The following is an 18,763-nucleotide window of genomic DNA, read 5'->3' on the forward strand; positions in this document are numbered from 1 at the left end:
TTATCTCCATTGGTTTCCATGCAAAATGAGTTAAAGCGGCTAGATGCTCGTAAAGTCATGGATATTTGTCGCCAGGATGTTATCACTTGCCAACAGCAAGACAATGTTGTCGATGCGATACGTCTGATGTCTGACTATAACATAGGTTGTGTGATCGTATGTAATGGTCAAAAGCCATTAGGTATTTTAACGCGTCGTGATGCCATGCGAGTCATGACAGAGGCATCTGAAGGGCTAATTACCGCCTCATCAATGATGTCGAAACCACTGATAACCATTACCAAAGATGCCAGTGTTGATGAACTCGGAATCGAGTTGATGTCATGCCGTATTCGTCATGCCGTTGTCGTCGACGAGCAAGGCAGTCTAGTCGGTGTCGTCAGCGAAAGTGACATTGTTAACAGTCATGGTCTTGAACATGACCTATTTATGCGTTCAATTTATGATGTTTGTAATCATAATCCTTTACGCTTCCCAGAAAGTTGCACGTTACGATATGCCATAGAGCGAATTCGAACGGCTGGTCATACTGCAGCCATGATAGAGAGTGATGATGGCGATGTTAAGATCATTACCGAAACTGACATTATTCATCTGTTAGCGAATGCGCATGATGGCATCGATAAACCATTGTATGACTATTCATTCAAAAAAATGATTAGCGTACCTGGAAGTATCAGTATATTTAATGCTCGTCGTCTTTTTAGAAAGCATGGGTTTCGTCATCTCGGTGTGTTGAGTGACAATCAAAAAGTGATCGGGTTGGCTTCCTATTCTGACATTCTTCGCAATGTTGAGTTGGACTATATATACAGGCTTCGAGAATTGTTGAATGATCGTAGTCATCATCTGAACGAAACTCGAAATCACTTGCGTATCATCGAAAAAGTAATCGACTCCTCCATGGAAGGGATTGTTATTTGTAATTCCTCCGGCAATATTCAGAGTGTTAATCCAGCCTTTACCCAAATCACTGGCTATCAAGATTGGGAAGTCATTGGATCTAATCCTAATATTCTAAGCTCTGGTCGTCATGATAAGGATTTTTATGATCGTATGTGGGAGCAGTTACGTCTTAAAGGACGCTGGCAGGGCGAAATTTGGAATCGTCACAAAAATGGTCGAGTCTATCCCGAGTGGCTAAGTATTACTGCGATTGAAGATGAGCAGGGACAGGTTATCCAGTATGCTGCAATTTTCCATGATTTAACTGAAATTAAACGATCTGAAGCACGTATCAACAAAATGTCTTACTTTGATGAAGTAACTCATTTAGCTAACCGTCGTTTATTTATTGATCGATTGCATAATGCACTCAAATACGCCTCTGACCAGAAAGGAATAGTTGCACTTATCAATCTCGACTTAGATTGGTTTAAAACGATTAATGATCGTTTTGGGCAATCGGAGGGCGACTTGGTATTAAAGGAGATCGCTCGTCGTATAGAAGATTCTTTGGGTGATGCTGGCAGTGCGGCGCGTCCTGGTGGAGATGAATTCAGCATCATTATGACGGGTTTGGATTCTCCTAACTCAGTACCTCTTTATCTGGATCGATTGACTAAAGTGATTTCGGCACCTGTTCTGATCCAGGATACTGAAATACGTCTTACCGCCAGTATTGGTATCGCTTTTTATCCGCGAGATGCAAAAGAGCCAGAAGATTTACTGCGCTGTGCTGATGCTGCGATGCTTGAAGCCAAGCACTTAGGAAGAAACAGTTACAGTTTCTTCTCGACTGAATTAGATCAGCAATCTCGATCACGTTTTCAAATGACCACGCTGTTACAAAATGCGTTAGATAAAAAGGAGTTTCGTCTTTTTTACCAACCTAAAGTTTGTTTAAAAACTGGACATGTCGTCGGTGTAGAGGCGTTAATTCGCTGGTTTAGTGATGAGCTGGGACAAGTTTCCCCCAATGACTTTATTCCACTCGCTGAAGATATGGGCTTGATTGATCAGATCGGCGATTGGGTCATGGAAACGGCCATTAAACAAGCGGTTGAATGGCAGCGGCAAGACATGCCCATTAATGTTGCCGTGAACGTTTCAGCAAGACAGTTTCAACGTGGAAATGTTGCTGGTCGTGTGATTAGTCTGTTACATCGTCATGACTTGTCGCCACAACTATTTGGTATAGAGTTAACAGAAACCAGTTTTATGCATTCGGCAGATAAAACCCGCTCTGCAATTAGTGAGTTATTACGCTTAGGCGTTTCTGTTGCTATTGATGATTTTGGTACGGGCTACTCTAGTTTAAATTACGTGCGCACCTTGTCGCTCAATCAATTAAAAATAGATCTTAGCTTTATTCGTAATATAGAAAGTTCCGATAAAGATCGTCGCTTGGTAGAAGCGATGATTACCATGGCACACGCGATGGACTACAAGGTCATTGCAGAAGGGGTGGAAACCTCAGAGCAACTCAAGCTTTTGCGGCGTATGGGTTGTGATCAAGGCCAAGGATACCTATTCAGTCGCCCTCAGCCCGAAGATAAGATCACCGGCTGGCTTAAGTTTGCTCTATAACACCAATTGTCATCTAGCGAGTGCTGCTAAATTAAGCCACTCGCTAAAACCAATCGTCTCTGCGCTTGCGGCGTTTGGGTAGATAGGGCACAAACAGTCCCAATAAAACCCCTCCTAAAGCGACCAGTCCACCATGAGTTAGCCAGCGAATGAGATTGCTTTGATCCATGTTAGCAATTTCTGATTCAAGCTGAATAATTTGACGCTCTAGATGATTTATTTGTTCAGTATATTGGCTGTTGTTACCCGAGATACTGGAGATCTGTTGATTCAGGCGAGCGATCTCTTCATCTTGCTCTTGAATACGAGTTTGACTGGTGGTCAGTGATTCTTCAAGCGAAGGTAGTTGAGCTAATTTACTTTCACCAGCGACAACAAACTCAGCTGGTACCCAGCTAGTGCGGTCTGACTCAGTGCGGATCTGAACATACTGATTTTGACGACCCAAAATGGTCACGGGTTCACCACTGTTCACACGACCGTTGATACGATACTGATTGCCTGGGCCGCCGTGAGTGAATACATAAACATCATCTGCAATATGCGCTGCTTCTTGGGCGTGAAGCGTTACTGAAAGCGCTAGGAGCAGTGATAGACTGAGTATTTTTTTCATAATTAAACTCGTGTTTATTTCTCTGTAAGCCAACACATTGTAAGGATTTGAGCTGTAATGACCACCCTTTGAGGCTAGTTTACGATAAACTATACCCCCAAACAGGAGAAAAGAATGCATTGGTTACATAAACAGTTAGGTCGTGTACTGATTTTACTGGTCAAGTTTTACCAATACTTCATCAGTCCGATACTGCCGCCCAGTTGTCGTTTCGAGCCGACCTGTTCTTCTTACATGATCGAGGCAATTCAAGTTCATGGCCCATTGAAAGGTTTTTATTTGGGTATTAGGCGTATCCTACGTTGTCATCCATTACGTGAAGGGGGGTATGATCCGGTACCGCCAAAATGTGGCTGCTCACATTCTGATCAAGAGACAAAAAAAGCTGAAAAAATAGACAGCTAAGCCTTAAATTTTGTTCAGTTTAAACACTAATAAGGTTGTAGAAGCATTACAAATCGGCTAGTTTGAAAGAAACACCTTCGCATAGGAAACATGTCGATGAATGCCTCAAAAGCCTCACGCCTTTATATCCTTGATACCAACGTTCTGCTTCATGATCCCAAATGTCTTTATGAGTTCAAAGAGCAAGATATCACCATTCCAATGACGGTATTGGAAGAGCTGGATGATATCAAAGATCGCAAAAAGCATGTGTCTCAAGAAGCGCGCCATGCGATACGTTCAATCGATGATATTATCAGTACCGCCACCTCTCCAGATCAAATTACCAAGGGTGTTCGAATTCTTTTACCGGGTAAAGATCGCGATGTAAAGCTTGGCAAATTAAGTATTTTTCCCGACCATGAATTGACCATGCGTTCTGGGTTTTTACCGGATGAGCGCAATAAAGATAATAAAATTATCAACTGTGCGCTGCATTTGCAGGCGACTTTTCCTCATCGGCAAGTGGTGTTGGTAACTAAAGACATCAATATGCGCCTGAAGGCAATGGGTGCTGGGTTAAAACAAGTTGAAGATTATCGTACCGATCAATTGGTCTCTGATATCGAGCTGCTGCCATCGGGTTATACCTTTTTGGAATCTCCTTTTTGGGAGCAGGTGGATAAGGTTGACAGCTTTCAGCGTGACGGTAAAACCTACCATAAGCTGGATAGATCCCTATTGCCGAATACCTGGTTGAATGAATACCTATATGATGAAACACAAGACTTTGCCGCGAGAACTGTAGCGATTGATGAAACAACAGTGACCTTGCTGGATTTAGGTTACCAGCATTTAATGGATCAAAGTTGTTGGGGTATTTCTCCCATCAATATTCAGCAAGCCTTTGCGATGCAATCGATGATGGATCCAGATTTGGATTTAAGCATCTTTTTGGGATCAGCAGGGTCAGGTAAAACACTGATCGCGTTAGCTTGTGCATTAGAATTGGTCATTGAACAAGGGCAGTACAATAAAATCATTGTCACGCGCTCTACAACGCCGGTTGCAGAGGATATTGGTTTCTTACCTGGCACCGAAGAAGAAAAAATGACGCCTTGGATGAGCGCCATTAGTGACAATTTAGAAGCGATGCACGAACAAGATGAGCGACCACAAAGCAGCGTGAAATATGCGTTAGAAAAAGCCAATCTTCAATTCAAATCACTGAATTTTATTCGTGGGCGCAGTATCCAGAAAGCGATAGTGTTAATTGATGAATCACAAAACCTGACACCACAACAACTTAAAACTATAATCACGCGTTGCGGTAAGGGGACAAAAATTATCTGTATGGGTAACTTGGCACAAATTGACTCCAACTACCTAACCCCGCTCACATCAGGTTTAACCTATATTGTTGAGCGTTTCCGCGACTTTGAGGGTTCTGCTAGCGTACATTTCGAAGGGGTATTCCGTTCACGCCTTGCCGAGTACGCTGAAGAGCACCTATAACTAATCATAGACATAGAGGGCAATGATGCCCTCTGTGATGCCGAGGAAAGCGGGATGTTTGCGGCCCACAGCGTTATCCTGATTATATTACTTTACGTTTTGTTACTGTTTGGACTGGCTCTTTGGGTTGAGCGTCGCACACGTTATCGCAGTAGCAGTGTCATGCCTGGTTGGGTCTATGCACTTTCATTGGCGGTTTTCTTTACCTCTTGGACCTTTTACGGCAGTGTGGGATTTGCCGTTAACTCTGGGATGCTGTTTCTAGCCATCTACATAGGCGCATTGATCAGCGTCATTTTTTGGTGGGTAACCTTACGGCGAATGGTGGCGGTAAAAGAAGTATTTCGTATCACCAGTATTGCTGACTTTATTTCTACCCGATATCGACGATCTCAACGCATTGCTGCATTGGTAACCCTGTTGGCGCTGAGTGGGATTGCTCCCTATATCTCACTGCAACTGACGGCTGTTGTCAGCAGTTTCAGTATTATTACCGGTAGTCATGAAAGCGAAGCCTGGGATCTGACGGGGTTGCTGGTGATGTTGATGATGCTGGTCTTCACCATTATGTTTGGTATTCGCCGACTTGATCCCACTGAACGACATAGTGGGATGATCGCTGTGTTGGTCGCGGAGTGTTTGGTTAAGCTGTTTGCCTTGCTGATCGTTGGATTTTTTATCGTTAGAACTGTTTTTGGTGATCTCAACGGTTTAATAGAAACACTCAATCATGAAGAGATGCTTTACTTGACTGAGTTTAGTCAACCATCTCATTCAGGTTTGATGTGGACTACCTTGATTGTCCTCGGGTTTGCAGCGGTTCAATATTTGCCAAGACAGTTCCATGTCAGTGTGGTTGAAAGCAGTGATCAGCGTCATATCAAAACCGCGATGTGGATGTTTCCGCTGTATTTGGTGTTGATCAATTTATTTGTGATACCTATTGCTGCGGCTGGATTAAAACTAGGACTGCCGTTAGCCTCTGCTGATTATTTTGTCCTCAAAGTGCCGCAAGCATTAGGACATGACATGATGTCCCTGATTGCCTTTATTGGTGGTTTTGCCGCCGCCACAGGCATGATCATTATTTCGACAATGACGCTGGCGACCATGACATCAAACCATTTGGTTTTGCCTGTCTGCGAAAAAATTAATTTCCTACAACCCTTGCAAGGCTACTTATTGCAAGTTCGCTGGGTCATAGCTGCTCTGATTTTGACTTCTAGCTATGTGTTGGCAATGGTGTTGAGCAACTCCTATATTTTGTCAGCGATGGGATTGATCTCTTTCGTGGCTATTTTGCAGTTAGCGCCACCGGTGTTGATTGGCATGTTCTGGCGTCATGGTAATAGCATGGGCGCCATGACAGGCCTTTTTGCAGGTTATATACTCTGGGGCTGGACGCTGATTATTCCATCCATGATTGCCGAGGGTTGGTTGCCAGCCTCTATTATGACCGAAGGGCCTTTTGGTATATCTTGGCTACGCCCAGAAGCTTTCTTAGGCATCGACTTTTTACCTTCGTTGGTTCATAGCGTATTTTGGTCGATGCTGTTTAATATCATGTTTTATTTATTAGGTTCATGGTTCTATCACCCTCAAAAGCATGAGCGTGCCTTAACCCGTGAATTTATGGCAGCGATGCTGTCACGAGGGAAAATCTCTGGCAAGGCTCGTCCTACGGGCTTAGACGCATACATAGCCCTCGAACCTAAATTAGTTGAAGCTAATGACCTATTGGTTCGCTATTTGGGTGCTGATAAAGCGGATGAGGCAATTTTGCGCATTACTGACGATCTTCAAGTCAGTCGTAAGCCGTACCTCACTATAATTGAATTGATGGAATTCCACCGCATGTTAGAGCATGTGTTGGCAGGTTCGATCGGTTCAGCCAGTGCACACGCTGCTATTGAGGAGCGCATTAACTATACTGAGCGTGAAGAAGCAGATCTTAAGGCTCTTTACAGTCATATTGTCAATGAGCTTCAAGGGCAGGTTCGTCATGAGCAAGCCACCAATGCTAATATCGGTGGTTATCAATTTTTGGACGAGATGCAGACTCAGATAGATGATCTTGAGTCTACCATTACGACACAAAAGAAGCAGATTGCGGAATTAGAAACGCGTCTAGAAGCACGTTACGAAGAGATATTTACACACCGAATGGAAGCACAAAAATTGCGGGTTGAAAATGAAAGCCTGCGCCGTCGTTTAGTAGATGAACCCGAATAAGGTTAAGAGGAAAGTTGATGACTGAGTGGAGCGCCCAAGAGAGTTTAGCGTTATACAATGTAGCTCGATGGGGGGCTGGCTATTTTGGCATCTCTGAACAGGGCGATGCTACTGTTCGTGATACCGTTACCGGCGCAGAGGTTAGCTTTTCAGAGATCCTGCAAATGGTTCAGGCGCGTGGTTTAGAACTCCCTGTATTGGTTCGCTTTCCTCATATTCTTCGTCATCGAGTGGCAAGCCTTGTCGATAGTTTTGATCGAGCAATCGAGCACGAGCAGTATCAAGGTCACTTCACCAGCGTTTATCCCATCAAGGTAAATCAGCAGCGTGAAGTCGTTGAAGCCATTGTCGCTGGACAGCGGCAAGTACTCCACGGTCGAACAGGGTTAGAAGCTGGCAGCAAACCTGAACTCTTAGCCGTCTTGGCAATGTCTGAGCCGGGTCGATCAACCATTATCTGCAATGGTTATAAAGATGAAGATTACATTCGCTTAGCCTTAACCGGCGAGCGCTTAGGACATAAGGTTTATATTGTCCTTGAAAAGTCTAGCGAACTGAATGATGTGCTTCGCGTGGCTAATGAGTTGAACGTTCAGCCTCGCATAGGTGTCCGCGCGCGTTTATCAACGGTTGGCAAAGGTAATTGGCAAGACAGTGGTGGCCTTAAATCTAAATTTGGACTGTCGGCCAGTGAAATTTTAAAAACCATCGAAATACTGCGTAGTCATGATCAGGTACAAGCCTTTCAACTACTGCATTTTCATCTCGGTAGTCAGATCGCTAATATTCAAGATATTCAGGTCGGGCTTAGAGAAGCAGCGTGTTTTTATGCACAGTTGCGTTTAATGGGCATGCCAGTGGAGGTCGCTGATGTCGGTGGTGGTTTAGGTGTTGATTATGAGGGTACCGCCTCTCGTGGTGTTTGCTCGATGAACTACACCTTAGATGAATATGCTAAACGCGTGGTGCAAGCCTTCAAAGAAGTCTCAATGGAGCATGATTTACCACAGCCACAGTTAATTAGTGAATCGGGTCGAGCGGTCACTGCCCACCATGCTGTATTGGTGACCAATATTATCGGTATCGAGCAGCAAGTTGTTCATAGCTTAACTGCACCGGATGAAACCGCCCATCAGTTGCTACATCGTATCTGGCAAAACTATCAGGATGCGTTAGGTCGTGAGCGCAGCTTGAGCGAGGTCTATCATGATCTGATCACGCATAACCAAGACCTGAATCATGCCTTTACCCATGGTGATTTAACGCTGTTAGATCGTGCCGCTGGCGAGCAAATGATGCGGGCCACCGCCTTGTATCTGATGCAGCGGTTAAATCCAACGAAACGCCATCACAGCGCTATTCTGGATGAATTGAATGAGCAGATGGCCGATAAGCTTTTTGCCAACTTTTCATTATTTCAATCTTTACCAGACGTTTGGGGTATCAATCAAATATTCCCGATTTTGCCACTGCGTGACTTAGATAAATATCCCTCACGACGGGGTGTGATTCGTGATATTACCTGTGATTCAGATGGGCGAATCGATCAATACGTTGATGGAGAAGGTCTTGAAACCACCTTGCCTTATCCGCCGATGGAAGCAACACAGGGCTTATTAGGCTTCTTCTTAGTCGGTGCCTATCAAGAGATTCTGGGTGATCTGCACAACCTTTTTGGCGATACGGATGCCGCTAATGTGGAGTTTAATGCCGAAGGAAAAGTTGAGATCAGTCATCTTCAACGCGGTGATACCGTCGCGCGTGTCCTTCAGTACGTCAACTTCAACCCAGATAAACTGCTTGAATCTTTAAATCGTCAAGTAGCAGCATCTAACTGGACTGCAGCAGAGAAAAAACAAGTCATCCGAGAGCTGCGAATGGGTATGGACGACACCACGTATCTTGAACAGCCTAGTTTGTAATCTAGGCTGTTCCGCTTTCCAGGGTTAATACTCAGCTTCAATCTAATCGGTTGAAACTGAGTTGATACAACCCCGTCTCCTGACCTGAGAAACCTTTCGCAGTCACCGTGTAGGTACCGGGAGTCATGTCAACTTCTAAGCGTGCGTTAGTGCCCTCACCACCATCGTCATCTTCGGCATGAAGTCCTTGTCCTGATAGTTCAAGGTATGCGTCGAAAGTGTCAGACGTCAGTGATATTTCGTAAAGGCCATCTTCTGGCACTTCAATCGAATAGGTGTTTTGACTTTCAACTAACATTCCATGTATTTCAGAGCCAAGTATTAAGATTCCACTGTTTTGAAGTTCGATCCCTGCAGGTAGCGACTCTTCAGTCACGGTTACAGTGTAAAGTCCGGTTCCTTCGCTATAGCTTTGTAATGTTAGAGTGTACTCTCCAGTATCTAGGAAGGTAATCAGCTGCGAATTGGTACCATCAGGACCATCATCATTTTCTAATGCAACGCCGGTACCTGTTAGTTTTAACAGGGTATCAAACTCTTCCGAGGCTAAATCAATACGATATAGTCCTGCTTGCTCTACCTTGAAACGCAACTCTTGGTGTTCATCACCTAACCAGCTACTTTCGTTAAGCGGTATTGGATAGAGCGTTGTTGAGTCGAGAGCTAACGGAACATTCAACATGCTAGAAGTAAGAATGAAGGGACCAAAACTATTGGCGTCTTGGCCGTGAACGATTAGCTGTAGAGATTGCCCTTCATCTACAAGGCTTCTGAGCTTAGGATTACGTTCGTAGCCGGATGATGAGGCAATCAACTCAGGACCATCAAATAAGGATAAAGTGCCATTTAGTGCACCGCGAAGAGTTACTTCAAAAAGATTGCCTTCTGCGATGTTAGCCGAGGATATTTCTATGTTGAATACTTGATAGCGAGAGCCATCTTTAAAGTTGACTGGGTTTTGAGAGGTGATCTCGCCAGTGACTCGCTCGCCGATGGTAAATATGGGTTGTTGCGCTTGTTGGGTAGTTTCAGCTGAAGCCTCCTCAACATTCGCTGTAGATGAGTTTTCGTTACAACCCATGAGCAATGCAGTAACAGCAACAGAAGCAAGGGCAAAACGATGCTTTTTCATGATAATCCATTCATCCTAAAAGCTTTATGATACTCCTGGGCTGCGGATTTATAAAATCTATTTATTGAAATTCATCTTATGCCACCGCAATGCCACCGTTTTTGCTTGTCCAAAGTGACGGCAATAGGTTAACGCACCTTGCTGCTTTTGTACTTGTGCTCGGCGTAGTTTGACAATCATGCGGGGTTGTAAGCCCACAATAATCATACCCACCCCATTGTGCTTCATTTCAGATATGACCGATTGCAGCATGACGATTGCCGTGCCATCCATGCTAGGCACATCATGCATATCCAAAATGATCGTTTTGATATTAGGGTCAACGAGGTGTAACGAGGTGAGTGCTTTTTCAGCGGCACCAAAAAACAACGGGCCATTTATATCAAAAATGGCCACATCATCGGGTAATTCACCTTTAATGACGGGGTGAGTTGTCGCATCTATTTTATCGGTCTGAGTTAACAAAGACATGCGTCGAATAAATAATGCAGCCGCAAGGCCAACGCCCACGGCCACCGCCAACACCATATCGAAGAGAACAGTCAGTACAAAGCAGATGATCAAAATAGCCACATCGCCAGCGGGGGCGGTTCGCAAGGTATTCTGAAAATGTCGAGCTTCACTCATGTTCCAGGCAATAATGAACAGCAATGCTGCCAATGCCGCCATCGGCACTAAAGCGAGCAATCCGGCTAAGGCAACCACGGCCAATAACACCACAGCGGAATGAATCACGGCTGCAATAGGGGATCGTGCACCACTACGGATATTGGTCGCGGTTCGAGCTATCGCAGCAGTAGCGGTAATACCGCCAAACAATGGTGCCGCCAGATTGCCCAATCCCTGACCGATCAACTCAGCATTGGGATCATGTTTGGTCTTGGTCAGTCCATCAGAAATGACAGCGCATAACAGAGATTCAATCGCCCCCAGCATAGCAATGGCAAAGGCAGGGCCGAGCAATGCGCGGATTAATTCAAAGTTCACATTCAACGGTTGCCCATCCGCGCCCGGTAACAACCAAGGAGCAGTGAACGTAGGTGGGACGGGCGGGATGCCTTGGCCGATTTTACCATCAACTTCCCAAGTAAAACGTGAAGCAATGGTTTCGATAGCATTTCCAGAATCAGGGCTGCTTAGCCATAAATTTAAACCATAAGCAGCCACGGCTCCGACAAATAATCCAATCAATGGTGCCGGAATAGGCGTTTTGAGTCGTGGCCATATCAACATGACCGCAAGCGCAAACAACCCGACACTCAGCTCTAATGGATTGATGGTCGGTAATGATCGAAGAATGATGAAAAGGTTGTCTACAAAATGTTCGCCAAGCTTATCTGTTTGTAAGCCCAAAAAGTCCGGTATTTGTAATGTCGCAATGACCACAGCAATACCGGCGGTAAAACCAAGAACGACCGGGTAGGGCACAAATTGGATCAGCCGTCCCATTTTTGAGACGCCCAAAGCAATTAAGATCAAACCCGCCATCATGGTGGCGATTAGTAAACCACCCAAACCATACTGCTGCACGATAGGGAAAAGAATAACCACAAACGCAGCTGTAGGACCGGATACATTAAATCGAGAGCCACCCGTTAAGGCAATAATCGCACCAGCAACAATCGCGGTATATAAGCCGTGCTGGGGAGGAACGCCTGTGGCGATAGCCAGCGCCATCGACAAAGGAACGGCTACCGTACCGATCGTCAGGCCTGCCATGATATCTTTGCGTAAATCTTTTACCCCGTATCCTTCTTTAAAGGCGCTGCGAAGCCCTGTAGAGATAGAAGGTAAGTTGGCTCGAGAAAAGTTAGCCATCAATAAATCTCAATTTTATTCGCTTTTCTGACACCATAGCACACTTTGCTGCAATGCAGCATTATCAATTCGTTTGTCTATTCTGTAACGAGCATACTGGTCCGGTTATAAATGTAATAGACCTGTTCTTAGATTGCTCTAATTTGGATTGTTTTTGTATTAAAACACTGAATTTTGGCAGCTAATAAGAGTAATCAAATTTCATCACGCACTAAACTTGTGCAACTCGATTGCTTGTGAATCTTTATGTATCTTTTTAAAGCATCTTTTTTGGAAGTGCGGTCATCTGTGTAATGGATTATCTATACAAATTAGTATCTTAAGGCTAATGTGGATTTTGGCTTTAAAATTGCATGTAGCGATTTAGTGAAATTAAACAGAGAGAAAAATTATGAAATATAATTGGCTTAAACCCGTCGTTGTTGCTGCAAGTATAGCTATACCTTTAACATCAATGGCTGATGTTTCTGGTTACCTATCATCAACCCTGACTGAACCAACAGGATCCAGTGAGGATACAGGGCTGATATTTGAATTAGGTCTTTTATACGAAGCAGAGTCAGGATTTTATACTGGACTTAGTTTAACAAGTAACGATGTGCTGGATTCAGATACCAAAGCAAAAAATAGTACTGCTGAAATTGGTGTTGGCTTTTTTAACGAATTAAGTGATGTATCTTTTTATGACTTAGGTCTTACTTACGAGCGTCAACTTAACAACAGCGAGAAAGAAGAGATTCCAGAAGTATATTTCGGACTTGGTTATAGCGTAACTGAAGCTCTTGAGCTGTCTGGATATGTTTATAAAAATATTCGCTCAAGTTTTGACGAGAGCCGAGTTGAGTTAAACTTGGAATTTGATGCTGGTATGGTTGACTTGATGAGTTTTTACACTCATGGATTTGAGGACGATAAAACCCGTTTATTGGAAGTGGGTGTTGGTAAAGAGTTTATACCCAATAACTACATAAGTGCAATTTATGGAGCTGACTTGCGCACTTCAAGAGATAGCTACTTAGAGATAGAATATACTTATAGTTTTTAATAAGTTTACGTAAATAAAAAACACTGATCCTATAATTATATCAGTGTTTTTTGTATCAGACTTCTTCAGTTCACATTACTATCATTGTCAATGTTCCAATCACCATATTTATTTTTCAAGTATCTGCAATAAATCTAGCGTGATATCGCTAAGAAACCAGTTGTTACGTTAGAATTCCTCTATCTTCGAAAACACAACTGGAGTTCACCTGTTTTGATCCCGCTGATTACCTACCCTGATTTACCCGTTTCCGCTCGTCGAGAGGAGATTCAAGCGGCCATTCGAGACCATCAAGTCGTTGTCATCGCAGGGGAAACGGGGTCTGGTAAAACCACGCAGATACCCAAAATGTGTCTGGAGTTAGGGCTAGGGTGCTCTAAAGAAAGCAAAGGCTTAATCGGTCACACCCAACCACGACGTTTAGCGGCGCGGGCAGTGGCATCGCGTATTGCAGAAGAACTCAATACCACTCTGGGGGAGCGAGTGGGCTTTCAAGTTCGCTTTCACGACCAAATCAGTGAACAGACGCAAATCAAAGTCATGACCGACGGTATTCTTCTAGCAGAAACGCAACGCGATCGTTTGCTGAAGAAATATGAAGTGATCATTATTGATGAGGCGCATGAGCGCAGCCTTAATATTGACTTCTTATTGGGCTATTTAAAGAATTTACTGCCTAAGCGTCCTGATCTTAAGCTCATCATCACCTCGGCTACCATTGATGTTGAACGTTTTTCAAAGCATTTTAACGATGCGCCTATCATTGAAGTGTCAGGACGAACCTTTCCAGTTGAAGTGCTCTATCGTCCATTGCATGAGCTCGAAGTCGAAGATGATAAAGCGCAAGATTTGCAGCAGGGTATCTTGCAAGCGGTGGATGAACTCAATGCCATCGATCGATCAAACCGCGATGGAGGGCCCGGCGATATTCTTATTTTCTTGCCAGGTGAACGTGAAATTAGAGAAACCGCCGATACCCTTCGCAAAGCAGAACTTCGCGATTGTGAAGTCATTCCTCTTTATGCACGTTTATCCTTAGCGGAGCAGAACCGAGTTTTTAACGAGCAGCGAAGAGCAGGTAGACGAATTATTTTATCTACCAATGTTGCCGAAACTTCTCTGACTGTTCCTGGAATCCGCTATGTCATTGACCCTGGTTTAGCGCGTATCTCACGCTATAGCTATCGCTCGAAAGTACAACGTTTACCGGTAGAGGCTATTTCGCAAGCCAGTGCTAACCAGCGTGCCGGTCGCTGTGGCCGCGTGGCTTCGGGTGTGTGTATTCGACTTTACAGTGAAGAAGACTTCGTCAGCCGTCCTGCCTTTACCGATGCCGAGATACGTCGTACTAATCTAGCCGCCGTCATTCTTAGCATGTTGCAACTTAAGCTTGGGGATATCGCTGCTTTTCCCTTTGTCGATCCACCCGATTCTCGCTTTATCAGTGATGGCTTTAAGCTATTAGAGGAATTGGGTGCTGTTTCCCGTTCTAGACAACTCACACAGATAGGTCGCGATCTAGCTCGTTTGCCGGTTGATCCTCGTATTGGACGGATGTTGGTGGAAGCAAATCGTTTAGGCGCACTGACCGAAGTGTTGATCATTGCCAGCGCGTTAAGCACCCAAGATCCGCGTGAACGTCCGATGGAGAAACGCCAGGCAGCCGATGAAAAGCATAAACTCTATGCGGATGACGATTCCGACTTTATCACGCTGCTAAATTTGTGGAACCTCTATGAAGAACAGCGACTCGCTTTAAGCCAAAGTCAATTGCGTAAATGGTGCCAAAAACACTTTATCTCGTGGGTGCGGATGCGAGAGTGGCGTGATCTTCATCGTCAGCTTCACCTGAGTGCCCGTGATCTAAAAATGACTGAGAATAAACAACCTGCTGATTATGCCTCAATTCATCGGGCTCTTTTGGCAGGTTTGCTCAGTCATCTGGGTCTAAAACAAGAGAAGGGCGAGTATCTCGGCGCGCGTAATCGTCGTTTCTTTATATTTCCGGGCTCAGGGCAGTTCAAAAAGAACCCTAAATGGGTCATGGCTGCTGAAATGCTGGAAACCAGTAAACTGTTTGCACATCAGGTCGCCAAAATCGAACCGGAATGGATCGAAGCGCCGGCTGCGCACCTGATTAAAAAAACCTGGATGGAACCTCATTGGGAGAAAAAACGCGCTCAAGTAGTCGCAACCGAGCAGGTCACTCTTTATGGCTTAATCATTGTGCCCAAGCGCATGGTGCATTATGGCAAAATCGATCCACAACTAAGCCATCAAATTTTTATCCGTAGCGCGTTAGTTGAAGGTGAGTACGCCACTCAAGCTCCTTTTTTTAAACACAACCGAGATCTACTCGCCAGTGTCGAAACCCTGGAAGCTAAAACTCGTCGGCGTGATTTGTTAGTGGATGAAGAAACCCTTGCAGATTTCTACCTGCGTCGCTTTGAAGAGTTGGGCGGCGAGCATATTGTTAATGGCCAAGGATTTGAACATTGGCGCAAGCAGATAGAGCAACAACAGCCTAAAGCCCTGTTTATGCAGGAAGAGGATATTCTGCAACGCTCTGCTGAACACGTCACACAGCAGAATTACCCCGATCATCTGCTACATGAAGGGGTAAAGCTGGCGCTGAGCTATCATTTCGATCCAGGAGCCGAGGATGATGGCGTAACTTTAGAGTTACCCTTGCCTTTATTAAACTCACTTCCCTTGAAGCGTCTTGAATGGCTCGTACCGGGAATGCTGGCGGATAAAATTACCGCTATTTTGCGTGGTTTGCCGAAATCACAACGCAAACATTATGTTCCCGTCCCTAATTATGTCGAAGCTTTTTGTGAGGCGGTTAATTTTGCCGAAGGCGATCTTTACGCAGCACTGGCGCATCATTTATTAAGAATGACGGGACTACGTGTCGATGCCGAGGTATTCAGAAGCGTTCAATTAGATGATTATCATCGTATGAACCTTCGTTTAATCGGCCCTAAAAAACAGATATTAGCGATGGAGCGTGATTGGGGGGTGCTCAATAAGCGCTTTGCTAAACAAGCGGAACACCTGCTGCAAACCGCTTCACCCAAGCAAAGTTGGGGACGAAAAGGCTTAACTACTTGGGACTTCGATCAACTGCCTGTATCCGTCAAGTTACGTCAAGCCGGAGGGTTAGAGGTCGATGCTTATCCTGTGTTGCTGGATCAGGGTGATCACGTTGATCTTCAAGTCGTCAGCCGTCGTTGTGAAGCGCAAGCGCAAAACCCAAGAGGCATCGCTCGATTATACTTACTGGCCATGCCTGAACCGGTCAGGTTTGCACGCAAGCAACTCAAGAAACTGCCTAAGTCGGTATTGTTGGCTGGAAAACGCTTTGATGTGAAGCGACTAGAAGATGAGCTATTACTATCTGCGGTACTTCATCTATTAGTCGATAAGCGACCCATAGATCGTAAAGGCTTTGAGCAATCATTACCGCTGGTCAAAGCAGGTCTACATGATCAAGCGGTTGCATTAGATGCTTGGCTTTTTGAACAGCATTCAACCCTGCATCGAATTCAAAAACAGTTGCATGGCAAGATCAATTTGCAGGCTGTTCCCGTGTTAAATGATATTAAACAACAGTTAGACCTTCTCTTTACGCCGCACTATTTAACTGAAACGCCCGTGGAATGGCTAGCCTGCTATCCACGCTATTTGCAGGCAATTGAGATACGCTTAGAAAAGTATGCCCGCGATCTAAGGCAGCAGTGTTTGTGGTCAGATCAGATTCAAATCTTTTGGCAAGCATGGCAAAAGAAGCTAGCTGATGCTCAGCAGCGTGGTGAAGTGTCTGAAGAGTTGCTCGCGTTTAGATGGTTGTTAGAAGAGTATCGTGTTTCATTATTTGCACAGCAGTTGGGGACAAAGCAGACGGTATCAGAGAAGCGGTTGAAGCAGATTTTTGCTGCACTTGCGTAATGAAACCTGTATGGTGGTTTGGAAATTGGCAAAAAGACTTGTCATGTGGTGGTGCTGTGGTATCCTACCCACAATTTATTTACGGGCAGAAAGTTAGCGGTTTTTTTAGTAAAAAACTTGCAAATTGTTTAAATCCTGTGCTGTAATTAGACAAGTTAAGGTTTTAGATTCAGATTGTGGTGGTAAGTTGTTGATTTGGTTAGATCCAAGTTTGGCAAGTTACGAAAAGCCCGCTGAATTTTAATCTGGCAGATGCTAACCGTAGCAAAAAAGTAATTTTTTCGGCTTCACAGGTTTGCAATAATCTGCTTTTATAGTATTTTTGGGGTTGCATCACAGACGATGCTCTTCGAAAAAATAAAGCAACTACTAGTATGTTGAACGTTGAAGGGGAAAACCTAAATGAAAAAATCTATTATCGCTATGGCTGTAGCTGGCGCACTTGCTGTACCTGCTATCGCATCTGCTGATGCAACGCTTTATGGTCACATTATGATGGCCGTAGATAAAGAAAAAAATGAAAAATTGACTGTAGGTACTGTTGGTAACTCTGAGTCTCGTATTGGTCTTCGTGGTACTGCTGATACTGGTGTTGATGGACTAACTGGTATCTATAATGTTGAATTTGGTGTGACTACTACCCAAACTTCTTATGAGCCATTGGTTCGTGAGATGGGTGCTTACACAGGTGCTCAAAACCGTAATACACTCCGTACTCGTCTAGCTAATGTTGGTTTAACTGGTGATTGGGGTACTGCGCTAGTTGGTACTCAGTGGGCTCCGCATTACAGCTGGGTTACTGGTACTACTGATGTTATGCTTTCAAGTGCTGCAAATGTACTTCGTGCAACTGACGTTGTATACCGCGTAGACAACACTCTTGCTTACGTTTCTCCAGATTTTAATGGTCTGCAACTTGCTGCCGCTGTTTCTGGAAATAAAGCAAACAGCGATAAAAATGCTGACTTTGTTCATGTTGCTGCTAAATACGGTATCGCTGGCTTTGGTGCTGGTTTGTCTTACATTGACTTCAATTCAGAAGATGCTTTCGAGCCATTGAAAGACGTGACAGCTGTCGCTCTTTCTTATGAGACAGGTCCATTCTTCATTGGTGCAACCTATTCTCACCTAAGAATCGATGGTGCTGATAACTACAAACCTTGGGACATCGCAGCAACTTATGCAGTTTCTGATGCAACTAAGCTTAAGTTAGCATACGCTGATTTCCGCGAAGGTGCTAAAGGTTACGGCGTTGAAGTTCAGCATGACCTAAGCAACTCAGTTAATATGTTCGTTGGTTACGGTAATGCAAATTCTGATTTGCGTGATACTGTAAGTAGCACTGTTTCTGGTGCAACTTACAACAGCGTATTCAGCACTGGTATGCGTGTTCGTTTCTAATATGAACTGAACTAATAAGAGTTAAGGGTCAAAGTAATAATTTAGTTTGACTCGAAATTCTACTTACAAAAGGTCAGCAACGTGCTGGCCTTTTTCGTGTTTGCCCAGCGAAGCTGGTAAACCCGTCAGGTTGAAAGAAACCTGAGTCACCCTGACTAAGGGGAAGACAATCCGAATGGCAAGGGCGTTGCTGGCTAACGGCAGGGTCTGAAGGAAGCCAT

The 18,763-nt window shown here is 44.5% G+C and carries 11 protein-coding genes; 8 read left to right on the forward strand and 3 right to left on the reverse strand.

Annotated features, from left to right (window positions below):
* Positions 1–18: 18 nt before the first annotated feature.
* Positions 19–2,529, forward strand: coding sequence for an EAL domain-containing protein (locus F7R24_RS03280; protein ID WP_151669836.1), 2,511 nt, complete (start codon positions 19–21; stop codon positions 2,527–2,529).
* A 43-nt stretch (positions 2,530–2,572) separates the two neighbouring features.
* On the opposite strand, the gene F7R24_RS03285 is transcribed toward F7R24_RS03280, so the two are convergent.
* On the reverse strand, positions 2,573–3,142 hold the full coding sequence (locus tag F7R24_RS03285) for a TIGR04211 family SH3 domain-containing protein (RefSeq protein ID WP_151669808.1): 570 nt from the start codon (positions 3,140–3,142) through the stop codon (positions 2,573–2,575).
* 114 nt (positions 3,143–3,256) lie between these two features.
* Between F7R24_RS03285 and yidD the strand changes: the two genes are divergently transcribed.
* The 4 genes from yidD (at position 3,257) to speA (ending at position 9,195) form a co-directional block, all read left to right on the forward strand.
* A complete protein-coding gene (gene yidD / locus F7R24_RS03290) occupies positions 3,257–3,547 on the forward strand; it encodes a membrane protein insertion efficiency factor YidD (protein WP_151669809.1) in 291 nt (96 codons plus the stop codon).
* 96 nt (positions 3,548–3,643) lie between these two features.
* Positions 3,644–5,041, forward strand: coding sequence for a PhoH family protein (locus tag F7R24_RS03295; protein WP_151669810.1), 1,398 nt, complete (start codon positions 3,644–3,646; stop codon positions 5,039–5,041).
* A 54-nt stretch (positions 5,042–5,095) separates the two neighbouring features.
* Positions 5,096–7,273: a sodium:solute symporter family transporter gene (locus tag F7R24_RS03300; protein ID WP_151669811.1), complete on the forward strand. Its 2,178-nt coding sequence runs from the start codon at positions 5,096–5,098 to the stop codon at positions 7,271–7,273.
* A 17-nt stretch (positions 7,274–7,290) separates the two neighbouring features.
* Positions 7,291–9,195, forward strand: a complete 1,905-nt coding sequence (gene speA / locus F7R24_RS03305) for a biosynthetic arginine decarboxylase (protein WP_151669812.1) — start codon at positions 7,291–7,293, stop codon at positions 9,193–9,195.
* Between the two features lie 37 nt (positions 9,196–9,232).
* On the opposite strand, the gene F7R24_RS03310 is transcribed toward speA, so the two are convergent.
* Positions 9,233–10,327 carry a hypothetical protein gene (locus tag F7R24_RS03310; RefSeq protein ID WP_151669813.1) on the reverse strand — a complete coding sequence of 365 codons (1,095 nt, stop codon included), beginning with the start codon at positions 10,325–10,327 and terminating at the stop codon, positions 9,233–9,235.
* A gap of 57 nt (positions 10,328–10,384) precedes the next feature.
* Complete coding sequence (gene dauA / locus F7R24_RS03315; RefSeq protein WP_151669814.1) at positions 10,385–12,145, reverse strand: C4-dicarboxylic acid transporter DauA; 1,761 nt, start codon at positions 12,143–12,145, stop codon at positions 10,385–10,387.
* A gap of 391 nt (positions 12,146–12,536) precedes the next feature.
* Between dauA and F7R24_RS03320 the strand changes: the two genes are divergently transcribed.
* The 3 genes from F7R24_RS03320 to F7R24_RS03330 all read left to right on the forward strand — a co-directional run bounded on the left by F7R24_RS03320 (position 12,537) and on the right by F7R24_RS03330 (position 18,542).
* Positions 12,537–13,190 (forward strand): hypothetical protein, encoded by a 654-nt coding sequence (locus F7R24_RS03320; protein ID WP_151669815.1) that lies wholly within the window; start codon positions 12,537–12,539, stop codon positions 13,188–13,190.
* Between the two features lie 213 nt (positions 13,191–13,403).
* A complete protein-coding gene (hrpA, locus tag F7R24_RS03325) occupies positions 13,404–17,141 on the forward strand; it encodes an ATP-dependent RNA helicase HrpA (RefSeq protein ID WP_240775960.1) in 3,738 nt (1,245 codons plus the stop codon).
* Between the two features lie 402 nt (positions 17,142–17,543).
* Positions 17,544–18,542 (forward strand): porin, encoded by a 999-nt coding sequence (locus F7R24_RS03330; RefSeq protein ID WP_151669817.1) that lies wholly within the window; start codon positions 17,544–17,546, stop codon positions 18,540–18,542.
* The last annotated feature ends 221 nt before the right edge of the window (positions 18,543–18,763 follow it).

This window comes from Nitrincola schmidtii (genome assembly GCF_008973715.1).
Taxonomy (GTDB): Bacteria; Pseudomonadota; Gammaproteobacteria; order Pseudomonadales; family Balneatricaceae; genus Nitrincola; species Nitrincola schmidtii.